A 22128-nucleotide genomic window follows, 5' to 3' on the forward strand; every position below is an offset into this window, starting at 1 on the left:
GACCCGGACCATCGTGCCCGATCGATCACGCGCGGTGTGGGGCAGGTCAGCGGGCCGGATCGTCCTGGGCCAGCCACGGCATCCGCTCGACCATCCGGTCGCGCAACTCGGTGAGCCGCGCGATGCGCCGTTCGAGCTCAGCCACACGCGGACGCCCGATGGCCGCGTAGCCGTCGGCGCAGCGCGGCTCGTCCGGAAACCGTTCCGGCAGAGCGCGATCCAGATACGGCTGGAAGGCGCGCACGTCCTCGACGGTGAAACCGATCTCGAGCAGTTCGCGGATATTGCGCACCCGGGCGACGGCCTCCTCGCCGTAGGTCCGGTAGCCCGCGGACGTGCGCTCGCTGGTGAGCAGGCCCAGTTCCTCGTAGAAGCGCAGTGCCCGCCGCGTGATGCCGGTGCGCGCAGCAAGTTCCCCGATGAGCATGTCTGGATCATCCCTTCGCCGCTGTGTGGTCAGGTCAACGCGTGTGGCGCACGACAACCTTCCCGCGATAGCGCCCGCGCACCAGATCCAGCAGGGCGGCCGGGGCATCGGCCAAGCCGTCGACCACCGTCTCGGTCTGCACGATCGCGTCGGTGGCGAGCCAATTCCGCAGGCGGCGGCCGTATTCCGGGGCCAGGTGCAGATGGTCGAAGGCGGTGAAGCCGCGCAGCGTGAGGCGCTTGCCGATCACCGGCAGCAGATCGCCGGGTCCGGCGTCGGGGGTGCCGCCCGCGCGCTGCCGGGCCAGCGCGCCGCACAGGGCGATGCGCCCGCCGGGGTTCATCACCTCGATGGCCGCGCGCAGCTGCTCGCCGCCGACGGTGTCGAAGTAGACGTCGATCCCGTCGGGGGCGAGCTCGCGCAGCCGGTCGACGGCCGGACCGTCGTGATGGTCGAAGGCGGCGTCGAAGCCCAGCTCCTCGACCGCGTAGGCCACTTTCGCCGGTGACCCGGCGCTCCCGACGACCCGTCCCGCGCCGAGCAGCCGGGCGAGCTGACCGGCCAGTCCGCCGGTGGCCCCGGCGGCGCTGGAGACGAAAACCGTGTCGCCGGGGCGCAATTCGGCCACCGCGGTGAGTCCGGCATAGGCCACCAGGCCGACACCGAGATGGGTCGAGGGCGAGTCGTAGGCGTCCGCGTCGACCGCGCGCACCGTCTCGGCGTCGGCCACCGCGTAGTCGCGCCAACCCAGCCGGTGCGTCACCAGCGTCCCCGGCGGCAGCGCCGCGTCCTCGGACAGCACGACCTCGCCGATCGCGTCGCCGGACAGCGGCTCACCGATCCCCAAGGGCGGCATCGGGATTCCCGGATAGTCGCCGATGCGCATGAGCAGGCCGGGATCGAGGGAGGTGAACAGATTGCGGATCAGCACCTGGCCGGGCGCGGGCGCGGCGACGGGCAGGTCGACGAGGGCGAAATCGGCCGGGTCGGGGAAGCCGACGGGACGGGAGATCAACTGGATCGCACCGGTGGTGCGGGCAATGGTCTCGATCATGGCCCGACGCTAAAGCTTCACGTATGCGTGAAGGTCAAGCCCGACGCGCGCGGATAGGCTCAGCGCATGCGGATACCGTTGCGGTTGGAGGTCATCGTCGCCAGTACCCGTCCCGAGCGGTTCGCCCCGGTGGTGGCGGACTGGTTCCTCGCGGCGGCGGCCGAGCGACCCGAGTTCGAGATCGGGGTGCTGGATCTGCGCGAGCTCGCGCTGCCGTCGGATCTGGCGGAAACGCCTGCGGTGGAGCAGTTCCGGGCCAGGATCGGTGCCGCCGACACCTTCGTGGCGGTGACCTCGGAGTACAACCACGGCTACCCGGCATCGTTGAAAACGGCGCTCGACAGCGTCAAACACGAGTGGCGGACCAAGCCGATCGGCTTCGTGTCCTACGGCGGGCTCTCCGGCGGCCTGCGCGCGGTCGAACAGCTGCGTCAGGTGGTCGCCGAACTGCACATGGTCTCGGTGCGCGAGTCGGTGAGCTTCGCCCAGGCCAAGCGCCGCTTCGCCGCCGACGGCAGCACCGACGACCGCGCCGCGATCGATGCCTCGGCTCGCATGCTCGGCCAACTGGCCTGGTGGGGGCGGTCCCTGCGCGCCGCGCGGGCCGCCGATCCGTATCCGGGCTAGGCGTTGGCCATCTGCCGCTGCCCGCGCGGCTGACCGATGTAGGTCGCCTCGCGCGGGATGGACACCAGGCTCAGGTTCACCCGCGTGGTGCCGGTGCGCAGCACCACCCGGTTGCCGACCGCGCCCGGCTGGTAGATCTCCAGGTCGGGCCGTGAGGCGGGCCAGCCGTTGGGATCACCGGTGAGGTAGATGGTGGTGACACCCGCGTGCGGGGCGGGGGCGAGCACACCGTCGACGATGGTGGCGGTGAATCCCGCGTCGGACTGGTGGGTTTCGACCGCGATGGTCAGCCGCTCGGGATTGCCGACGGTGTTGACCAGGTGCTCCCAGGCCTGCGCCCGGTCGGTACGTACCAGCACCCGCTCGCCCACGGCCAGCGCGCGGAACACCAGCTGCTGGGCCAGATACAGCTCGCCCGCCACATAGACCGTGGAGATACCCGAGCCGATGATCCTGGCCGCGACGCCGTTGCCCTCGTCGTCGGAACCGAGCAGCTGCCCGCAGCCCGCCGAGGGCAGGTGCAGCGCGCCGATCACGTCGATCGGGTACTCGGTGGTCGGGATGGTGTCGTCGAGGCCGGGCACCGCGATCGGCAGGTGCGCGAGCAGGGCGTCGCGATGGCGCCCGTTCATCGACACCGTGCCCTTGGTCTTGGTCTTCTCCGGCAGCTCACGCGCGGTCAGCCGCCAGGCCGCGCCCACGCTCACCGACTCGGCGTCGCTGCCGGGACGCAGCCGCACCGAGACCGTGGTGCCGCGCGAGGGGGCCACCCACAGCTGGGCGAGCAGATCACTGCCGAGCTGCTTGGGGTCGACCGCGCTGCCGATATTGACCGCGTTGCCGATCTCGGCGTACTTCCAGCGTTGGCTGAGCGTGCGCGGGTCGAGGCCGGTGGTGATCTGCTGCACGGCCTTGCGGATCTCGGGGGCGGTGAGGATACGGGCGTTGCAGTCGGCGTCCTCGAGCGTGCGCATGATGCGCTGGGTGGCGATGGTGACCGCGCGCGAGGCGCCATCGGTGCCACCGCCGCGCCGCTCGGCCGCGTCCGGGCAGCGCACCGCGTCGAAGCTGATCGCCAGCCAGACCGTGCGATGCGCGGTGGCGGGCAGCGGGCCCAGCAGCGATTCGTAGATCGCGCCCGCCGGAGTGCCCGCGCGGCTGCGGTGACCGTGGCTGATGATGTCGATGCCGCTGAGCAGGATGTCGTGCTGGTTGAGGCAGGCGGCCAGCTCGGGCAGGGGGAGCAGGTGGGAGGCGTGCACGGTGGTGCGGGCGATGCGGGTCAGCCCGCCGCGCGGCGGCAGCACCTCCACCACGGTGACCACGCGGCTGCCGTCCCAGTACAGGCCGAGGGAGCGGCCGTCGGTGTCGCGGAAGTCGACGGTGTCACCGAGGGTGTACTCGCGCTTGCCCAGATAACGACGCAGCGTGGTGATCCAGTCGAGCAGCGGACGCTTGCCGAGCGGGATCAGCGGGACCAGGGCGACGACCACGGCGATGCCGAGCGCGATCCACGGATTCAGCCCGCACACCAGCGCGACCACCCCGACGATCAGGCCGATGACCTGCGCTGTCAGCAGGTGCGGCAATGTGATCCGACCGAACAGCGGGCGCGGTCCCGTACCGGTGAACTCGGCCATTCGTTCCTCCCCCAGGTACCCGATTGTCGATCGGCCGATGGCCGAATGCGAACAAGTGCTGCGGGGAACTGTACTGTGTTGCCCGGACGAGAGCACTGTTCGGGGGAGGAACCATGCCTTCAAAACCCACAACGCGCTGGCAGGTCAGCGGTTACCGCTTCCTGGTGCGGCGGATGGAGCACGCCCTGGTGCGCCGGGACGTGCGCATGCTGCACGATCCGATGCGCGCCCAGACCCGTGCCTACGTGGTCGGATTGGTGCTCGGCATCGTCGTGCTGGCCGGTTGTGGCGTGCTCGCGCTGCTCAAGCCCCAGGACAAGATCGGCGACAACAAGATCCTGATCGCCAAGGAATCCGGCGGCGTCTACGTGGTCATCGACAATGTCGTGCACCCCGCGCTCAACCTCGCCTCGGCCCGCCTGGCCGCCGGTGAGGCGTCGAAGGCGGCGGTGGTCAAGGAATCCGAGCTGAGCAAGAAGCCGCGCGGTCAGCTCATCGGTATTCCCGGGGCGCCGTCGTCGATCCTCTACGATAAGGACGGCAAGGGTCGGACGTGGACGGTGTGCGATCGGCTCAAGGCCGACGGTAGTGCCGACCTGACCACCTCTGTGCTCGCCGGTTCGCCGGATCTGGGCGCGAAGGCGTCCGAGCTGGAGGCGGGCAAGGCGATGCTGGTCAAGGGCAAGGACGCGGTCTACCTGGTCTACGACAACAAGCGTGCGCGGGTGAAGATGGACGACGCGCCCGTCGTGCAGGCGCTCGGTATCAGCGGCGCGACCCCGCGCACCATCAGCGAGGGTCTGCTCAACGCCATCCCCGAGGTGCTGCCGATCATCACCCCGACCATCGACAACCCCGGCGGCACACCGACTTACAACGTGAGCGGCCACCGGATCGGTGACGTCGTGCAGGTCTTCAACGAGTCCAACCAGAACTACGTGGTGCTCCAGGACGGGTTGCAGCCGATCTCGGCGCTGACCGCGCAGATCATCCGCAACTTCTATCCGACGATCATGAACGGCACCACCATCCAGTCGACCGATCGCACCTACGCGCCGACGTCGAACACGTTGAAGGTGCACAACTACCCGGTCGACCGGCCGACCCTGATCGCCGACAAGGACAAGCCCGTCAGCTGCATGTCCTGGAAGCCGATCGCCGGTGCCACCGACAATGCCGACGGCACCGCCCGCGCCGAGCTCTCCCTGCTCACCGGCATCGACCTGCCGATCCCGGACAAGGCCAAGCTCGTCGACCTCGCCCAGGCCGACGGCGCCGGTCCCAACGCCGACTCCGTCTACATCCCGCCCGCCTCCGGCGCCTACGTGCAGGCCACCGGCATCGAACCGGACAGCCGCCGCAAGGACAGCCTGTTCTACATCGCCGACACCGGCGTCCGCTTCGGCATCAAGAACACCGACGCGGTCAAGGCCCTCGGCCTGGAGAACGTCACCGCCGAACCGGCCCCCTGGCCCATCATCGGCCTACTGGCCGGTGGCCCCAGCCTCGGCCGCGAAGACGCCATGGTCGCCCACGACGGCATCGCCCCCGACCCGTCACCCGCGAAAAAGCCTGTCGCCCAGGTCAACTGAATCCTGTCGGGGGACAGCCCGCAGCCGGTCACCCGACCGGCTGCGGGCTTTTTCGTATCGGCGGTGGATGAGGCGAACTCCGCCGCTCTTGTGGTCGACGGGTCGGTCGTCAGCGGCGTGCCGAAACCTCGGCGCCGCTGAAACGTGAATCGGGCTGTGCCCCACAGGAGCACAGCCCGATTCGGGTTCTGGTGTCTTACAGGTCGTCCGAGGTCATCCCGAACTTGCGGCGGATCGGGAAGGACGCCAGCACACCGAGGACGAGGATCAGCGCGATCGCCCCGGTGCCGATCAGTGCCACGTTCCTGGCCAGGTGGTCCGGAGCGGGCTCGGGCGCGGGGACCGCGAGCTGCACACTGCGCGGCGGCGAGGACTGCTTGGGTGGCAGTTCGGCCGGGACCTCGTTGGTCAGGGCGGCGATGGGATCGACTGTCCCGTAACCGATGTAGGGGTTCCAGCCTTCGGCGGGCGCGTGCGCGGTGGCCTCGAGCCGTTCGATGACCTGCTTGGCGGACAGCTCGGGGAACCGGGCGCGGACCAGGGCGGCTACACCCGCGACGTACGGCGAGGCAAAACTCGTTCCGCTGTAGGCGAGGTACTTGCCCTGGCTGTCGTACTTGCCGTTGGAGATCCCGGTCGTGCGCGCGTCCAGAGAAGTGATGCCTTCACCGGGGGCGGCGATGCCGACCCAGGGGCCAGGCACAGTGAACGCTGAGGGCGCGCCATTGTTGTCGACCGAGCCGACCGAGAGCACGTACTCGTCGAACCAGGCCGGGCTCACATAGGTCCGGATGGACTCCCACAGGTCCTGTGCCGGTTTGAGCGGGTCGGGCGTCGGATTGCCCGACTTGCAGTTGTCGGAGTTGCCCGCCGAACTCACGATGACGGCGTTCTTCTCGACGGCCGCGTAGTGCAGCGCCGCGCCGAGTACTCCGTAGACGTGCTCGCTCGCCGGTGACGCGGAAGGGCAGGCGACCAGCGAGATGTTGATCACGGTGGCGCCGAAGTCGGCGGCTCGCACGATGGCCGAGGCCAGCGTGGACACCTTGCCGTAGCCGTCGGGAAAGTCATCGGGTGATTTCGTCCGCCCGGCACCCTCTGCCTGCCACAGCGAGCTCGTCTGGCGGATGCTGAGGATCCGCGATTCCGGCGCGACCCCCGCGAAACCCTGGCCGTCGATCTTGGTCGCACCGATGATCCCGGCGACGACCGTGCCGTGCACATCGCAGTCGTCGGTTCCGTCCCCGCCCGCTGCGACATAGTCACCGCCGTGCCACAGATCCGGTAGCCGAGGATGTGGCGCGACGCCGGTATCGATCACCGCGACAAGCTGTCCCGCACCACGGGAGAACTCCCACGCGCGGTCCAGATCGAGCGAACGCTGGCTGGTCGGCACGGCCACCTCGGTGGTCGGCTGGGTGCGGTAGCACATACCGTTGGTGCCGCTACCCTGCTCGGTCTTGTCCGGCGGCGCGGCTGGATCGCCTGCGGGTCGCAGGGCGGGATTGATCGCGGGTGGTCGGTCGGCCGATGCGGTTCCGCAGAGACCGACCCCGGCACTGAGGCCGACGGCCAGCGCGACCGCCGTCAGCCGAAGGCCCAGCCTCACAGCCCGCGGACCAGCGAGTAGAGATCAGCGACCCAGAACACCAGCGGCAGCACCGCGGCGACGAATGCGTATTCCAGCAGTTCGGCGGCCCGGCGCATCGGCGGGGTAGCCGACTTGTTCGGCACGATCAGGCCGATCACCAGGGCGGCGATCAGGATGGTCACGGCCGCGCCGAAAACCAGCAGCGGCTGTTCCATCGCGACCGAGACACCGACCAGCATGAGCAGCACGATCGCCGCGCCGCCCGCGATGAGCACGATGGCCTGTTCGGCGCCCGCGTAGGTGCGGCTGCGGAACATCAGCACCACCGAGCACACCAGCGCCAGCGCGATCCCGGGCCAGAACGGGTCGTCGGCGCCCGCGTCGGTGGACAGCAGCGCACCGGCGACGGTGACCAGTGTGGTCGCGCCGACCAGTCCGGCCAGGTAGTTGCGCGCCCGCTCCGACCGCGCGCGCAGGGCGTCGAGGGTGGGCAGGGCGCGGTGGTCGTCGGGATCGTCCTCGGTCGGGTCGATCGGGGTGCCGGGGGAGGGGACCGGCGGCAGCGGCAGCTTCGCCAGCGCCATCGAGACCCGCGGCGCCAGCGACAGCGCGGCCAGTCCCAGCGCGGCCACGACCGCGCCGACCGCCTTGACCGGCTGATCGGTGAGCAACCCGACCAGCGCGGCGGGCACGATGAACACCGAGATGGTCGCCGTGCCGATGAACAGGGCCAGGCCCACACCGGTCACGCGCCAGGCGAGCACCGCCGTCGCGCCGAGCAGGGCACCGCCGAGCAGCAGGTGCGCCCAGCCGTAGTGATCGGGGACCAGCAGCATGCCGCCGGTGAACGCGGTCGGCAGCGCGCAGCCGCCGAGGACCAGCGCGGCGGAGGTGTCGCCGTACATGCGGCTGAGCACGGTGCCCGCGACCACGCACAGGATGGCGACGAACAGCGCGATCGAGCCGGTGATCCAGGAGGGCAGCGCGTCCGGCGCGGCCAGCAGACCGAAGCAGCCGACGAGCATGGTGACCGCGGCCAGCACCGAACCGGTGATCCGCGCGGTCTTCGGCGTCCAGCTGCGGTAGTGCTCGGCGTCGGCGATCGCGACGTTGTACATGATGTCGTCGAACAGCGGGGTGGGCGCGGCGTGCGAGGCGCTCTCCAGCATGAGCAGTTCGCCGTCGCGCACGCCCTGCTCGCCCAGGCTCAGCGAGTTGGAGAACGGGGGATGACCGATGCGGGCCAGCACCCATTCGGCGGGCTCGTAGCGTTCGCCCTCGTTGTCGAACGTATTCGATCGGCTGTGCTGAGCGACCATGTCGACCACGCTCGGAATCACCAGCGCCACCGGGACATCGACCGGAATAGCCATGTCGACCTGCGTGTGCTTGGCCAGAATGGTCACCCGGGCGAGGTCCGGCGCGCGAACGATACCGCGCGCGGAGTCTTCATCCACATGATCGAGTCGCGCGTGCGTCAAAACTCCCCCAACTCCGTCTCTACCTCGTGTTTCCGCTCGACCACTGGAGATGGTCGACAGTTTGCGGAACCCACCGCTCGGACAGCAGAATGCCTGACGAACCATACGACATGTCGGCCGCTACCTCTACACTGAGCCCGTCGTGCGGACAGACAGCGAGTAGTCAAGCAGGGGGAGTCTTCGACCATGAGCACAGTTCGGTTCCAGCGCCGTGCCCGGCGCGAGATGCCGCGCACGCCCGGTGGCGAGGTCACCCTGCAGCCGCCGCCCGAGATCCCCCGGATCACCCCCGGCAACCTGCTGATGAAGCTGATGCCCGTGGTCATGGTGGTCGGCATGGTCGGCATGATGGCGCTGATGTTCACCCAGGGCAGCGGCATGCTGTCCAACCCCATGTCGATGATGTTCCCGCTGATGATGATCATGTCGATGGTCACCATGTTCGGCCAGGGCAACGGCAAGGGCGCCAAGGCCGCCGAGGCCAACGAGGACCGCAAGGACTACCTGCGCTACCTCGACCAGGTCCGCAAGGACGTCGACGAGACCGCCACCCAGCAGCGCGCCGCCGTCGAGTGGAGCCACCCCGAGCCCGGCCTGATCTGGATGCTCGCGGGCACCAGCCGCATGTGGGAGCGCCGCTCCGGCGACAAGGACTTCTGCCACGCCCGCATCGGCCTGGGTGGTCAGCGCCTGGCGACCCGCCTGGTCGCCCCCGAGACCGGCCCGGTCGAAGAACTCGAGCCCATCGCCGCGGTGTCGCTGCGCCGCTTCGTGCGCGCCCACTCCACCGTCCCCGATCTGCCCACCGCCATCGCGGTGAAGGGCTTCGGCACCATCGCCCTGGACGGCGACCGCGCCCAGGCACGCGACATGACGCGCGCGATGTTGTTGCAGCTGTGCATGTTCCAGGCGCCCGACCAGGTACTCGTCGCCGTGGTCTGTGGCCCCGACACCGCGCGCGAGTGGGAGTGGACCAAGTGGCTCCCGCACACCCAGCACCCCGAGGTGACCGACGGCATCGGCACCCAGCGCATGTTCTACGGCTCCATCCGCGAGGCCCTGAGCAGCCTGCACCCGCTGCTGGGCAACCGCGTGCGCTACTCGCGCAACCAGCCCAACAACCCGAACCTCGTGCACGTGGTGATCGTGGTCGACGGCGGCCTGCTCGAGGCCGAGGACGACCAGCTGCGTGAGTCCGGCTTCGAGGGCGTCACCATCATCGACCTGTGCAATTACGCACCGCGCCTGGCGGTTTCGCGTGGCATCAAGATGGTCGTCGAGGACGGCGAGTGCCTCGGCCGCGGCGCCACCGGCAACCAGGAACGCTTCGCCACCATCGACCGCGTCAGCGCCGAACAGGCCCAGCAGGCCGCCCGCAGGCTCGCCCCGTATCGCGCGGCCAGCCAGCGCAGCAGCGATATCGAGACCGAGGAAACCGAGACGATCTCCAGCTGGGCACAGCTGATGAACCTCGGCGACATCGGCAACTTCAACCCGGCCAGCGCCTGGCGTCCCCGCTACGGCCGCGAGCGCCTGCGCGTCCCCTTCGGCCTCGGTGCCGACGGCGCCCCGGTCGAGCTCGACATCAAGGAAGCCGCCGAGAACGGCATGGGCCCGCACGGCCTGTGCATCGGCGCCACCGGTTCCGGTAAGTCCGAGTTCCTGCGCACCCTGGTGCTCAGTCTCCTGGCCACCCACTCGCCCGACCAGCTCAACCTGGTCCTGGTCGACTTCAAGGGTGGTGCGACCTTCCTCGGCCTCGACGGCGTCCCGCACGTCGCCGCGGTCATCACCAACCTCGAGGACGAGGCCGACCTCGTCGACCGTATGAAGGACGCCCTGGCCGGTGAGATGAACCGCCGCCAGGAGGTCCTGCGTCAGGCGGGCAACTTCGCCAACGTCTCCGAGTACGAGAAGGCCCGCGCGGCGGGCGCCGACCTCGACCCGCTGCCCGCGCTGTTCGTGGTGCTCGACGAGTTCTCCGAACTGCTCACCCAGCACCCCGACTTCGCCGAGCTGTTCGTGATGATCGGCCGTCTGGGCCGCTCGCTGCAGGTCCACCTGCTGCTGGCCTCGCAGCGCCTCGAAGAGGGCAAGCTCAAGGGCCTGGAAAGCCACCTGTCCTACCGGATCGGTCTGAAGACCTTCTCCGCCAACGAATCCCGCCAGGTCCTCGGTGTCCCCGACGCCTACAACCTGCCCAGCTCGCCCGGTGGCGGTTACCTCAAGTCCGACTCCGGCGAGATCCAGCGCTTCCAGGCGTCCTACGTCTCCGGTCCCTACGTCGGTGGTGGATCGGCGCGCGAGGTCACCAGCGCGGGCATCGTCGGCGGCGAGATCGATGTCAACGCCCGCCCGTTCAACGCCTCTCACGTCGGCTTCCGCACCTCCGACCGGGTGCCGGTGCCGGTGGAGTCGAGCTACGAGCCCGAGCCGACGAGCGAGGAGGGCGAGCAGATGTCGAACCTGAACATGCTCGTCGCCCGCATCGCCGGTCACGGCCGCCCCGCCCACGAGATCTGGCTGCCGCCGCTGGACGAGGCGCCCACCCTGGACCAGCTGGTCCCGCGCTCGATCCTCACCGGCGAGGTGCTGCCGGTGTCCACCCTGCGCGCCCCGATGGGCATCGTCGACCGTCCCTACGATCAGCGCCGCGACCCGTTCGTCGTCGACCTCTCGGGTTCGCGCGGCAACGTGGCCGTGGTCGGCGGTCCGCAGTCGGGTAAGTCCACCGCGCTGCGCACCATGATCATGGCGATGTCGCTCACCCACACCGCCGAGCAGGTGCAGTTCTACTGCCTCGACTTCGGTGGTGGCACCCTGGCCAGCCTGCAGGGTCTGCCGCACGTGGGCTCGGTGGCCAGCCGTCTCGACGAAGACCTGGTGCGCCGCACCGTCTCCGAGATGACCACCATCGTCCGCACCCGCGAGGCCCGGTTCCGCCAGCTCGGCATCGAGTCGATGACCGAGTTCCGTCGGCTGCGCGCCACCGATCCCGCGTCCAGCCCGGCCGCGGCGGGCGCCCACGAGGACCCGTTCGGCGATGTCTTCCTGGTGATCGACGGCTTCGGCTCGATCCGCCAGGACTTCGACGCGCTCGAGCAGACCATCATGAACCTCGCCGTGCAGGGTCTGTCCTACGGCGTGCACGTGGTGATCGCGCTGAACCGCTGGGCCGAGGCAAGGCCCGCGCTCAAGGACCAGATCGGCACCCGCATCGAGCTCCGCCTCGGTGACCCGATGGACTCCGACCTGGGCCGCAAGTTCGCCTCGCTGGTCCCGCAGGGTCGCCCCGGTCGCGGTATGACCGCCGAGTGCCTGCACATGCTCACCGGTCTGCCCCGCATCGACGGTTCCTCGGATCAGTCGAACCTGGGTCAGGCGGTCACCGCCGCGGTCGAGACCATCGCCAGGATGACCCCGGGCCGTCCGGCCCCGCAGGTCCGCATGTTGCCCGATCAGCTGCCGCGCGAGCAGCTGCTCTACCTGGCGGGCAACTGGCCCTCGCGGGTCGACCCGGCCACCAAGTGCCTGCGCATCCCGATCGGTATCAACGAGGCCGAGCTCGCCCCGGTCTACATCGATTTCGCGGAGAGCCCGCACTTCATCATCATCGGTGACTCCGAGTCCGGTAAGACAACGCTGCTGCGCTCGATCATCGACGGCATCGCCGCCTCGAACACCCCGAACGAGGCCCGCTTCATCGTCGGTGACTACCGCCGCACCATGCTCGGCCTGATCCCCGAGGGCTACCAGGCCGGATACGGTTCCACCGCACCGCAATTCACCACCAACATGAATGACCTGGCCGCCTACGTCGCCAAGCGCACCCCCGGCCCGGAGGTGACGCCGCAGCAGCTGCGTGAGCGGTCGTGGTGGAGCGGTCCGGAGCTGTACGTGATCGTCGACGACTACGATCTGGTCGCCACCTCGCAGGGCAACCCGGTCGCCGCGCTGGTCGAACACCTCCCGCACGCGCGCGACCTCGGTTTCCACCTGATCATCGCCCGCCGTTCCGGTGGCGCCAGCCGCGCCATGTACGAGGCGACGCTGGCGCGGATGAAGGACCTCGGCTCGGCCGCGCTCGTCATGAGCTGCAGCAAGGACGAGGGCGTGATGGTCGGCACCACCCGCCCCGGCCCCAAGCCGCCGGGCCGTGGCACCTACGTCACGCGCAACAGCGAGGGCCTGGTCCAGACCGCCTGGATGCCGCAGCCGGAATGACCACCGTCGAGCTGGTCGTCAGCGAAGCCAAAGTCTGGGCCCGGGGCACCACCACGCACTGGGACGGTCCACCGTCGGTGGTGTTGGGCAGCAACGGTTCCGATCTCGTCGTGGGGGAGCCGCTGACCCCACCCACCCAGGTGGTGTCGGCGATCCAGTACCTCGGTGCCGACCGTATCGCCATGCCACCCGGCATGCCGAGCATCGCGCAGGCCCTGACCGCCGTGCTCGGCGCGATCATGGACAACCTCGGTGTCGCGGGCCCGTGCGACCGTATCGTCGTCATCCACCCGACGGTCTGGGGCACCCGTGCCCTCGACCTGTTCGGTTCCGTCGCACAGCAATTCGCGCACGAGGTGGTGTTCGAGTCCTGCGCGGTGCGCGCCTCCGACGTCGACGACGCGACCCGCCGCAGCCGCCGCACCGCGGTCATCGAATTCGGTCTGCTCTCCACCACCGCCACCGCGGTCGGCTACGAGACCAACGGCACCATCATCGAGGCCGTCGAAGCCGAACCCACCCTGTCGGCCGCCGAACTCGACACCGAGGACGGCTGGCACCGGCTCGAGGCCCTGCTCAGCCGACTGCTCATCGACCGCCCCGCCGACGTGGTCCAGGTCTTCGGCACCACCGACCCGACCGTCCTGGCCGCGATCACCAGCGTGGCCGAGAGCGTCTGCGGCGCGAAGACCACGGTCAGCCCACTGACCGGCACCGACCTGTCCCGTCCGGCGCCCCAGGGCCCCGCCTACACCCCGACCATCCCGCCCGCCGCCGAGTGGATGCAACCGCTGCGCGAGCGTGCCGCCGCCACCAACCCGGTCGACAACCGCCCGCTCTACTACGGCGCCGCGGCCCTGGCCGTCGTCATCGCCGCAGCGGCGGTCGGCGGCTTCTTCCTGTTCGGCGGCTCCGGCGACAAGGAGGCCACGGCCGCCACCGCGACCACCTCCACCACCGCCGCACCGACCACCAGCCTCGCCCGGCCCTCGACCACGACGACCACAGCGGTGCCGACCACCGTCACCGTCGGCCGCGTCGTCATCGACGTCCCCGCGGGCTGGCACCGCTCCGCCGCCGCCGACCCCGCCCTGCGCGCCGACCTGGTCCCCGACGACGGCGCCCGCCGCCGCATCACCGTCGCCCAGAAACCGGTCAACGCGGGCGCGGGCTACGACGAGATCGCCGCCGACCTCGACGCCCAGATCAAGAAGAAGCCCGCGGGCACCGTCACCGAAGTCCGCCGCGACGTGGTCTTCGCCGGACGCCCCGGCCTGTCCTACGAGGAACGCCCCGCCGACGGCTCCACGGTCCGCTGGCAGGTCATCGTCGACCGAGGCGTCCAGGTCAGCGTCGGCTGCCAATACGCCGAAAACGGGTGGGAGGCCGTCCGATCCGCCTGCGAACAGGTCGTGAGCGGTGTGCGGGTGGGGTTGTAGGACGCCGCCTCAGCTGGCGGTGCGCCCGAACATCTCGTCCACGAGATCGGGCACCGTCGTGCCCAACACCTTGCTCAGGGCAATCAGTGTCGACAGACGCGGGTTCGCTGGGGCCTTCGTGCTGCGAACCCCCCAGCCGTGCTCCAGCAGCTGGTAGTGCTGACGGCTGATCCCCGCGGCGTGCGCGACCTCTTCCTGACTGAGACCCCTGGCCTCACGAAGGGTGGCCAGCCGCTGTCCCAGAATCGCCACGAGCTGCTTCTCGACGGCGGATTCGGACACCTCAATGAGGCTTCCCAGACGCTCCGCCCACGTCGACCATCTATAGATGGCATCACGCGCACCGCTGTGTTATGGCGGCTATGCGTCAGATCCCGCCCGACTGAATACCTCATCGAGGAGAATCGGCAGCGGCGTCCCCAGCACCTCGCTCAACGCGACCAGCGTCGAAAACGTCGGATTCGCAGGCTTCTTCGGGTTACGAGCCCGCAACCCGATCTCGAGCAACTGATAATGCTGCCGACTGATCCCCGCCGCCAGCGCGACTTCTTCCTGCGTCAGCCCCCTGGCGGTGCGCAGCGCCGCCAAATGCTGCCCCAAAATCGCCACGAGCTCCTTCTCGACGGCGGATTCTGGCACGCCACCGAGATTCGCCACTTCCGACGCCCACGTCGACCATCTATAGATGGCATTCGCTCTCGCGTGGACCCGTATCGAGCGATCGTCTTCGTCACCCGGGCGCGCAAGGGGCCAGCGAACATGCTCCCGGCCTACGCCAACGGGTCGGTGGCACCCCGCCGACTTCGTCGTGTCCAGCGGTCAGCGACGCTTCAGCGCCGACACCGCAACCGCGACGGCGATGATAGGCGCCATCAGACCGATGACGATCGTGATCCCCAACAGCGCCAGAGCCACCACCACCGGTGCCAGCGCGATCACCGACACGACGACGGTGACCACGTAGAGCCCCAGTCGCCACCCACCGGTGTCCGAGAACCCGTGTGTGAGAGCCGCGACTACGAGAAGTGCTGCGGCACAGCCACCGAGCAGAATCTGCTGCGAGAGCGCACTGGGAGTGTGCGTCCAGGCATGAATGGTGGCGCTCGGCGCTGCCGCGGCCGGGTCGACCTGTCCGGCCAGCCAGGCATGGAGTACCACCGCACCCACGCAGCCGATCACCAACAGCCAGCTGAGCACCTGCGTCGACGGCATCCGTGAACGCCGCCGACTCGGCCGACGGTAACCGCCACGCCGCGCGCCGTAGTGATGATGAACATTGTGGACATGGGTGTGGTTGACACTGCCCCCGACGTGCGAGTTCTCGATCGACGTCCGCGATCCCCGGCCGAACATCTAGGCGTCACCGGACTCGTGAACCACATCGCCCCGAACCCGCGCCCGCCTCACCACCTGATCACTCGCCCCAGCACTGCTGAGCCGCACCCCACCCCCGACCCGCACGTCCTCCACCACCTGCGAACTCCGCCGCGAACCCCCACCCCCAGCCGGCAACCACCACTGCACGAGCACCCCCACCGCCAGCAACACCGCCCCCGACACCCACCACGCAACACTCCGATGGTCGGTGACCACCCACGTCCCAGCATTCACCGCCGCCGCCACCCCGACAGTCCCCACCGCCCCCAACAATCGCTGCCCAGCCGTCCCCACTCGAACCCCCTCGCCGATAGCACCGCCCGACTTCAATTCGCCAGTATGCCACCGCAATCCGACACAAACGGGCCGAAGCACATCGTCACGCCCCCCGATCCACCCAGAAAACAAGTCAGGCCCCGGCTCAGCCGGGGCCTGACTGGAGTACCGCTGGGATCAGAACAGACCCGCGAGCGCGGTATCGGTGCCCTGCAGGTCCGAGTTACCGGAGCTGACGAGCTGACCGGCACCCTCGAGGGTGGTGTTCAGCTGCTGGACGTGGGTGTTCCACTGGCCCTGCATCTGCGCGAACGCGTCGTTCGCGTCACCCTGCCAGTTGTTGGTCACGAAGTCTGTGACTGTCTTGTGGAAGTCCTCCAACATGGTCATGACGTTGCGGGCTTCCGAGATGATGCCAGCGGCGCCGGACTCGACTTCGCCGAAATTCGCGGAAATCCGTGAGGGATCGGTGGCCATCTGAGCTCCTTGTAAAGAGTTGCGGTTGTGTACGAATCAGAGAGCGGGGAGGTCGAGGCTGGACACCGAGTTCTTCACTCGATCCGCGAACTCGGTATCCTTCGCCTCGTAGTCCGACCCTGCCTTGACCAACTTCTCCGAGGTCTCCAGCAGCTTGTCGTTGAGCTTGTCGGCCTGGTAGTAGTACCGCTCCATGAACGAGTCGAAGGCGATACGCGCGGCGCCACTCCAGGTCGCGGTGGTGGTGTCCTCCTTCTGCTTGAGGGCCCGGATCGCGAGGATCAGGTCGCTGTGCCGCTTCTCGATGTCCTTCGCGAAGTCGGCGATCTGTGTGTGGTCGGCGGAGAGCTGTCCTGCCATGGTGGTTCCTTTCAGGTTCGACCTGCTGATCGTCTGGTCTGGGACTGGTACTCCCAGCTCATATACTTGGACGCCGACCGATGGCGATCGGTTCCATCAAGTTTCAAAATTCTTGGATCGGGCCGCATCCGATCTCCCAGCCCGACTCGCGCGTAGATTCCCCCTGGTCGATGATCGGGCACGGGTCGTATGGAAGGACCGAACATGCTCCGAATGCAGATGGCCAACCCCCTGGTCCCCTCCTCCCACTGTTCTGACCGATCGACGGTGAGTGGGCTGGCTCCTCGGTCACCCTACCTAATGACCCGACCTCTCCGCGATCCCCTAGTGCAAGTTGGGAGCCCTAACACGCTGTCGGCGGGGTCGTTGCGACCGTTGGAACGGTGACTCGTACACGCACTCTCCGCAGATGCACCCAAGGTTCAGTACCGAAGGGGTGGTCGCCGAACGTCGAAGGTGACGGAGAGCACAGGGCTATTGGCTGTTGGCCATCACCGCGTACGTCGCCGCTGCTCTTTGATGTGCGTCGCCCAGCTGGTGGCTTTGGACTATCTCGACGTATTGGCGGTACGCGACCGCGCAGGAGAAGCGTTTGAGAGTAAGGCTTGTTTCCTTGTTCTCCACACATTTGGATATCGGGAGATTCGGAGGTGGATCGGCAGGGGTCGTATTCGGACCGTCTAGCACGGTCGATGTAAGAGACTCGGCTCCTTCGGCATCGCGGGTGCGGATAACCTGTGTACCCCATACGATGCCGAAGCGATCGGCGCCAACCTTTTCGTACATTGCCCGACGTTCCGCCTGATCTCGTCTTGTGTGGAAGAACCCTTGCATGCCTAATGTTGCGTAGTGGTCGGAGTCCGGCAAATTTAGCTGTTCCGGATTCAATGCGCGTCGGAGTATCTGGTCGGGGTCGTTGCTGAGCATGAGTATTTCCATTGGCGACAGCGGCGAAAGCTCATCGAGCTTGGGAAGCTGTGCATCCAGGATCTTTTCAGCAAGAACGGTCAGCTGTGGGAGTTCCGGCTCTGCAGACCCTGTCAGGAGGTGGATCACGTAGCTTCCTCGTGCGACAGTTGTCAGCATGGTCGGAATGCCGGGGCGCCAGTGCGAGTGTGCATCTGGATACTTTTCGATGGAAACTCGCTGATTTGCAGCTTGATCCACATCGAAGTCGGCATTTTCGATATCGGAAGCAGCTTTTGCTGCGGCATCTGCATTTGGAAATTGAAAAACTGTAAGTCCGAAGTATGTCGGCTTCAGGCCACGTTGGATGTCGGCGAGAGCCTCGTCGCCGGGAGCGAGGGCGAAGATGGTGTAGCCGGTGTTGTCGCTGCTTGCTGTGCCGAATCCGTAGAGCATGTTATTCGCTTCCAGAACCGGTTGCACCTGCTTGCTGACGCTGTTTGCCAGAGGCGGGCGTTCTATGGCATCCCAATGGCCGTATTTCAATTTCGGATCGATATCGGTACCCAAGATCAAAGTATCGGCGAGCCGAAGGGCTGCGAGAGTTTTTCCGTCGTTGTAGTTGGGTGAGTATTCATCCAAGAAGTCAACCGGTATTGTCGGGTATTTTCCGACGGCCAGGGTTCGTACATCCATTTCGCCGGCAGTCGGTGTTCCTGGAGCTGTTGACCCGCAGCCCGAGGAGGTGAGGGTAAGTGATGCGATGGCAACAGCTATCAGGTACCGGCTGTGGCGTCGGCAGGCTTCTTTTTGAATCAATCTGACCATCTCCTACTTGCTATTGATCAGCATCGAATACTGAGAAGAAATGCGCTGATAGGCATCTTCCAGTTGGTCGGCCGGAATCTCTGCAGCGTATCTATCGGCTGCAACAATGCAACGGAACCTGGCTCCGGAATGATATTTGCCCCTAGCTTCAAAGCACTGGGCAAACGGGAGGCCTTTTGGTGGATCCAGCGGTTTGAATAGTTTTCCCAACTTGGCCAGTTTATCGGCAAGGGTCTGCGCAGACTCTGAATCTCGTGCCCTGTACAGTGCGCCGCCGTTGAACGATGCGCGGTCGACCCCGAATTCATCGACGGAGGGGCCGTCGCGCTCGGCATCGCGTGATCCGTGCAGTACTGACCTGCCCGTGTAGACGGCCGGGACGATGTCCTCGGCATTCATGCCGTATGTACCGGAAACGGTTCTTCCGATCATGCCATCGACGTCTCGCTGGAGAGTCATCCAATTGTCGCGGGGGGTTGGCGTGAACTTGTCGACTGCGCTGGCAACCTTGGAGTAGGAGCCCTCCGTACGTGAGATCAGGGAGGGCAGGTCTGGAGTTTTGATCTCGTTGGCCAGGTAGTCGGATACCGATGTGAGAATCACAAAATTCTTGTGGGCGAACCACGCGTTTATCATCGACCATTCCGGGTTCCAGTATGCGATCTCATCGGACACGCCCGGAATGTCGACACTCTGGTACTCGTCTGCGTAATATCTGCGGTTCGCTTCCCCCAGTGCGATCGCGGCGTGGCGGGCCGATTCCTCGTCGGAAAAGAGAAGAACGAAGTTCTCCAATTTATACGAAAGACTCTTGTGGCGATTTGATTCCGCATTGGAGTAAAAGCCACCGATGAACCCGGCTGTGCTGGCATTGAAGTCGTCAGGGTGAATGTTCATCACCTCTTCGACGATGACGTCCTCGGCTCGGATGAATGTCCTGGTTGTGTCCCTGTTCCGGGTGAACTTCAGGTCTGGATCGATATCCGACGGTAGCGGAACCACCTCCGCCAGCCGCATCGCCTCCGCATAGCGTGCCTCGTCTTCGTTCCGTACCGTCCCCAGGACTTCGGGTTCGCGCGGATAGTTCCCGACGTTCAGAGCGCTGAGATCGATCTCCGGCGAGGCCGGCGCAGCAACCTCGTCACCGCTCCCACACGCTGTTGCGAGCAGGCAAGCTACGGTGAGTGCTGCCGCGAGGGGTACCCGGAAGCGTCGAGTTCTGGTGGTTCTCGGGCGAGATGGTCCGGATTGCACGGTGGCCCCCTTCGATAGTTCGGGATACGGCAGGTGGTTGGAACCGGGATCGGTTTGCCGCCGCGGTCTACTGCGCATTGGCGAAGGTCGCGTATTGGGCGGCGGCGCGTTGGTGTGCGTCGTGCAGTTGGTGGCTGTCGATCGAGGCTACGAAGTGGCGGTAGCGGACGGCGCAGGTGAAGCGCTTGGTGTGGGTGGTGGTGGTTTTGTTCTCGGTGCAGGTTGTGTCGGGGACTGTGGTCGGGCTGTCCGCGGGGGCGAAGGCTGGGCCGTCGAACATTGCGGATTGGAATTTCTCGGCGCCGGTGGTGTCGCGGGCTCGGAAGACGATGGCGTCCCAGCCGATGCCGATTTTTTCGATTCCGCTCTGCTGGTAGAGGTCTCGTTGGGCGAAGCTGTCGCGCCGGACGTGGAAGAAGCCCTGGAGGCCGTAGGACGCCGAGTGTTCGGGTTCCGGGCCGCCGAGTCGGTTGGTGTTCAGTGCGCGTTCCAGGACGCCACTCGGGTCGTTGTTCAGCATCAGCACCTCGGTCGGCGACAGCGGTGGTAGCTGGTCGAGCCAGGGGAGTTGGGCATCGAGTACACGGGTGGCCAGCGCGGTCAACGCGGGTAGATCGGGATCGGGCTTGCCGACCTGGAGGTTGACGACGTAGCTGCCGTGCGCGACGACGGTGCCCAGGGTCGGGACACCGGGTCGCCAATGGGACCGCGCGGACGGGTACTTGTCCAGACCCACGCGCTGGTTCTGGTCGGGTGCTACCTCGAAGTCGAGTCGTTCGATGGCCTCGGCGGCTTTGGCGGCGGCGGTCGCGTCGGGGAATTGCATGACCGACATTCCGAAATGGGTCGGGCGGTACTGCCGTTGGTAGTCGGCGATGGCGTCGTCTCCGGGGGACAGGACGAAGGCTCCGAAGGTTTCGATATCCGTACTGCCGGTGGCGAATCCGTAGAGCAGCTTGTGCTCTGTCAAGGCCGGATGGACGTTGTCGCTGAACGAGCTCAACAGTGTGTCGGCGGTGAACGAATCCCAGTCGCCGTACTTCAGTGTGGGGTCGACGTCGGTGCCGAGAATCAACGCGTCGGCCAGTCGCATCGACGCGAGTCGCTGTCCGTAGCTGAAATTGTGGCGGTATTGGTAGTAGGCGCTCACCGGAAGTACGGGGTACTTGCCGACGTCGAGGGTGCGGACGTCGATTTCGCCTGCTGTCGCGGTGCCGTCGATCCGGGAACCGCAGCTCGATGCCAGCACTGCCGTCACGAGACCGATCGCGGCCGCGCCGAGGAGATATTTGCGTAGGGCTTTTCGTTGCATCGTCGGCTCCTACTCGGCTTCGGCCAGCAGCGCGTACTGAGCGGAGATACGTTGGTGTGCGTCCGCGAGCTGGTTGGCACCGATTTCGGCCGCGTAGCGCCCGACCGCGAGGGAACAGTGGAACCGCGGTGTCGAACCCCGGAACTCCTCGCGGCTTTCATGGCAGTTCGCCGACGGGAGACCAGCCGGACTGGGCGCCACCACGTAGAGGCGGCCGAGCTGCGCGCGCCGATCGGCCAGGAGTTGCGCGGCGGCCGGGTTTTCGGCGCGATACAGGGCGCCGCCGTTGAAGGCGACCAAGTCGACGCCTGTCTCGTCGAACAGCGCTTCGTCCACTTCGGTATTCTGTGCGACGTGTAGCGCGCCGTGCCTGCGGTAGACGGCTGGAACGGTGGTGCCGGTGGCTGCTCCGTCGTTGGCGGCGGGGACGGCCGAAGCCAGCAGTCCGTCGATATCGCGGTCCAGGGTGTTCCACTGGTCGCGCGGCGTCGGAGCGAATTTCTCCAGGCCGGCGGGCAGCGCGTCCATGATTTTTGTCGCATGGGCGGTCGAGCCGGGCAGGTCGTCGGCACCGATCTGATTGCCGAGATGATCGTTGACGACGGTCAGTACGAGGAAGCGGCCGGTCGAATGCCAGACGTAGAGGGCGTCGTACTTCGATGTCCAGGTCGCGCGCGCATCCGGATACTTGTCGATCCTGGCCTCGGTGTAGTCGTCGCCGAGTTCCCGGCGGTGTTCGGCTGCTACCGCGGATACTGCCCGTTTCGCCGAGTCGGCGTCCGAATACAGGAGGACGTAGTTCGCCATTTCCCAGGACAGATTCGCGTTCTCGTGCGTACGTCCCTGAGAAAAGTGTCCGGAAATGAAGCCGGGCGCGACGGCATCGAAATTCTCGCGGCTCATCAGGAGTTCCCGGGAAAGGGGTGGAGCCGAGATATCGGTGAATGTGCGGCTGGCGTTGAACATTCGCGCATATTTCAACGCCGGGTCGATTTCGTGGGGTAGCGGCACGACTTCGGCCAGGCGCTGGGCCTCGACCAGCGCCGCCTGCTCGTCGGTCGTGGCTTTCCCGAGGGGCACCGGAGTTGTCGGGTAATTGCCGACGTCCAGTGCGTTTCGATCGATCCGGGGCGTGGGCGCAGAGGCTTCGCGCTCATCACCGCAGGCCGTGGTCAGCAGGCAGGCGACGACCACGGCGACGCCGAGTGGTCCCCTGAACAGAGGCGAGCTGGGCGCACGTCGGCGCCGCGGTACGGAACGCAA

At 67.0% G+C, this 22128-nt stretch carries 18 protein-coding genes; 4 read left to right on the forward strand and 14 right to left on the reverse strand.

Features of this window, described 5'->3' with window-relative positions:
• Positions 1-46: 46 nt before the first annotated feature.
• Positions 47-427, reverse strand: coding sequence for a MerR family transcriptional regulator (locus QC180_RS23345; protein WP_278264937.1), 381 nt, complete (start codon positions 425-427; stop codon positions 47-49).
• A 34-nt stretch (positions 428-461) separates the two neighbouring features.
• Complete coding sequence (locus QC180_RS23350) at positions 462-1481, reverse strand: NADP-dependent oxidoreductase (protein ID WP_278264938.1); 1020 nt, start codon at positions 1479-1481, stop codon at positions 462-464.
• 66 nt (positions 1482-1547) lie between these two features.
• Between QC180_RS23350 and QC180_RS23355 the strand changes: the two genes are divergently transcribed.
• Positions 1548-2108 carry an NADPH-dependent FMN reductase gene (locus tag QC180_RS23355; RefSeq protein ID WP_278264939.1) on the forward strand — a complete coding sequence of 187 codons (561 nt, stop codon included), beginning with the start codon at positions 1548-1550 and terminating at the stop codon, positions 2106-2108.
• Here the strand turns inward: QC180_RS23355 and eccE are convergent.
• Positions 2105-3748, reverse strand: coding sequence for a type VII secretion protein EccE (gene eccE, locus QC180_RS23360; protein ID WP_278264940.1), 1644 nt, complete (start codon positions 3746-3748; stop codon positions 2105-2107). The genes QC180_RS23355 and eccE overlap by 4 nt on opposite strands.
• Positions 3749-3861: 113 nt before the next feature.
• Here eccE and eccB point away from each other — a divergent pair, with 113 nt between their 5' ends.
• On the forward strand, positions 3862-5340 hold the full coding sequence (eccB, locus tag QC180_RS23365) for a type VII secretion protein EccB (RefSeq protein WP_278264941.1): 1479 nt from the start codon (positions 3862-3864) through the stop codon (positions 5338-5340).
• A 196-nt stretch (positions 5341-5536) separates the two neighbouring features.
• Here the strand turns inward: eccB and mycP are convergent, their stop codons facing one another.
• Both mycP and eccD read right to left on the reverse strand, forming a co-directional pair.
• Positions 5537-6949 carry a type VII secretion-associated serine protease mycosin gene (gene mycP, locus QC180_RS23370; RefSeq protein ID WP_278264942.1) on the reverse strand — a complete coding sequence of 471 codons (1413 nt, stop codon included), beginning with the start codon at positions 6947-6949 and terminating at the stop codon, positions 5537-5539.
• Positions 6946-8388 (reverse strand): type VII secretion integral membrane protein EccD, encoded by a 1443-nt coding sequence (eccD, locus tag QC180_RS23375; protein WP_278264943.1) that lies wholly within the window; start codon positions 8386-8388, stop codon positions 6946-6948. Before eccD ends, mycP begins: the two co-directional genes overlap by 4 nt.
• Before the next feature lie 210 nt (positions 8389-8598).
• Here eccD and eccCa point away from each other — a divergent pair, with 210 nt between their 5' ends.
• Together eccCa and QC180_RS23385 are read left to right on the forward strand one after the other, a co-directional pair.
• Positions 8599-12636 (forward strand): type VII secretion protein EccCa, encoded by a 4038-nt coding sequence (gene eccCa / locus QC180_RS23380; RefSeq protein WP_278264944.1) that lies wholly within the window; start codon positions 8599-8601, stop codon positions 12634-12636.
• Positions 12633-14075, forward strand: a complete 1443-nt coding sequence (locus QC180_RS23385) for a type VII secretion-associated protein (protein WP_278264945.1) — start codon at positions 12633-12635, stop codon at positions 14073-14075. The genes eccCa and QC180_RS23385 overlap by 4 nt, the downstream gene beginning before the upstream one ends.
• A 9-nt stretch (positions 14076-14084) precedes the next feature.
• Here the strand turns inward: QC180_RS23385 and QC180_RS23390 are convergent, their stop codons facing one another.
• From QC180_RS23390 to QC180_RS23430, 9 genes are all read right to left on the reverse strand, one after another.
• Positions 14085-14357: a helix-turn-helix domain-containing protein gene (locus QC180_RS23390; RefSeq protein WP_278264946.1), complete on the reverse strand. Its 273-nt coding sequence runs from the start codon at positions 14355-14357 to the stop codon at positions 14085-14087.
• A gap of 78 nt (positions 14358-14435) precedes the next feature.
• Positions 14436-14732 (reverse strand): helix-turn-helix domain-containing protein, encoded by a 297-nt coding sequence (locus tag QC180_RS23395; protein ID WP_278264947.1) that lies wholly within the window; start codon positions 14730-14732, stop codon positions 14436-14438.
• 162 nt (positions 14733-14894) lie between these two features.
• Complete coding sequence (locus QC180_RS23400; RefSeq protein ID WP_278264948.1) at positions 14895-15287, reverse strand: hypothetical protein; 393 nt, start codon at positions 15285-15287, stop codon at positions 14895-14897.
• 618 nt (positions 15288-15905) lie between these two features.
• Complete coding sequence (locus QC180_RS23405; protein WP_278264949.1) at positions 15906-16205, reverse strand: WXG100 family type VII secretion target; 300 nt, start codon at positions 16203-16205, stop codon at positions 15906-15908.
• 36 nt (positions 16206-16241) lie between these two features.
• Complete coding sequence (locus QC180_RS23410) at positions 16242-16565, reverse strand: WXG100 family type VII secretion target (protein ID WP_278264950.1); 324 nt, start codon at positions 16563-16565, stop codon at positions 16242-16244.
• Positions 16566-17039: 474 nt separating this feature from the next.
• Complete coding sequence (locus tag QC180_RS23415; protein WP_278264951.1) at positions 17040-18299, reverse strand: DUF7373 family lipoprotein; 1260 nt, start codon at positions 18297-18299, stop codon at positions 17040-17042.
• Positions 18300-18302: 3 nt separating this feature from the next.
• Positions 18303-19553, reverse strand: a complete 1251-nt coding sequence (locus tag QC180_RS23420) for a DUF7373 family lipoprotein (protein ID WP_278264952.1) — start codon at positions 19551-19553, stop codon at positions 18303-18305.
• Between the two features lie 67 nt (positions 19554-19620).
• Positions 19621-20865, reverse strand: a complete 1245-nt coding sequence (locus QC180_RS23425) for a DUF7373 family lipoprotein (protein ID WP_278264953.1) — start codon at positions 20863-20865, stop codon at positions 19621-19623.
• 9 nt (positions 20866-20874) lie between these two features.
• Positions 20875-22059 (reverse strand): DUF7373 family lipoprotein, encoded by a 1185-nt coding sequence (locus tag QC180_RS23430; RefSeq protein WP_278264954.1) that lies wholly within the window; start codon positions 22057-22059, stop codon positions 20875-20877.
• Positions 22060-22128 lie beyond the last annotated feature (69 nt).

The sequence above is a fragment of the Nocardia anocheti genome (assembly GCF_029675105.1).
Taxonomy (GTDB): Bacteria; Actinomycetota; Actinomycetes; order Mycobacteriales; family Mycobacteriaceae; genus Nocardia.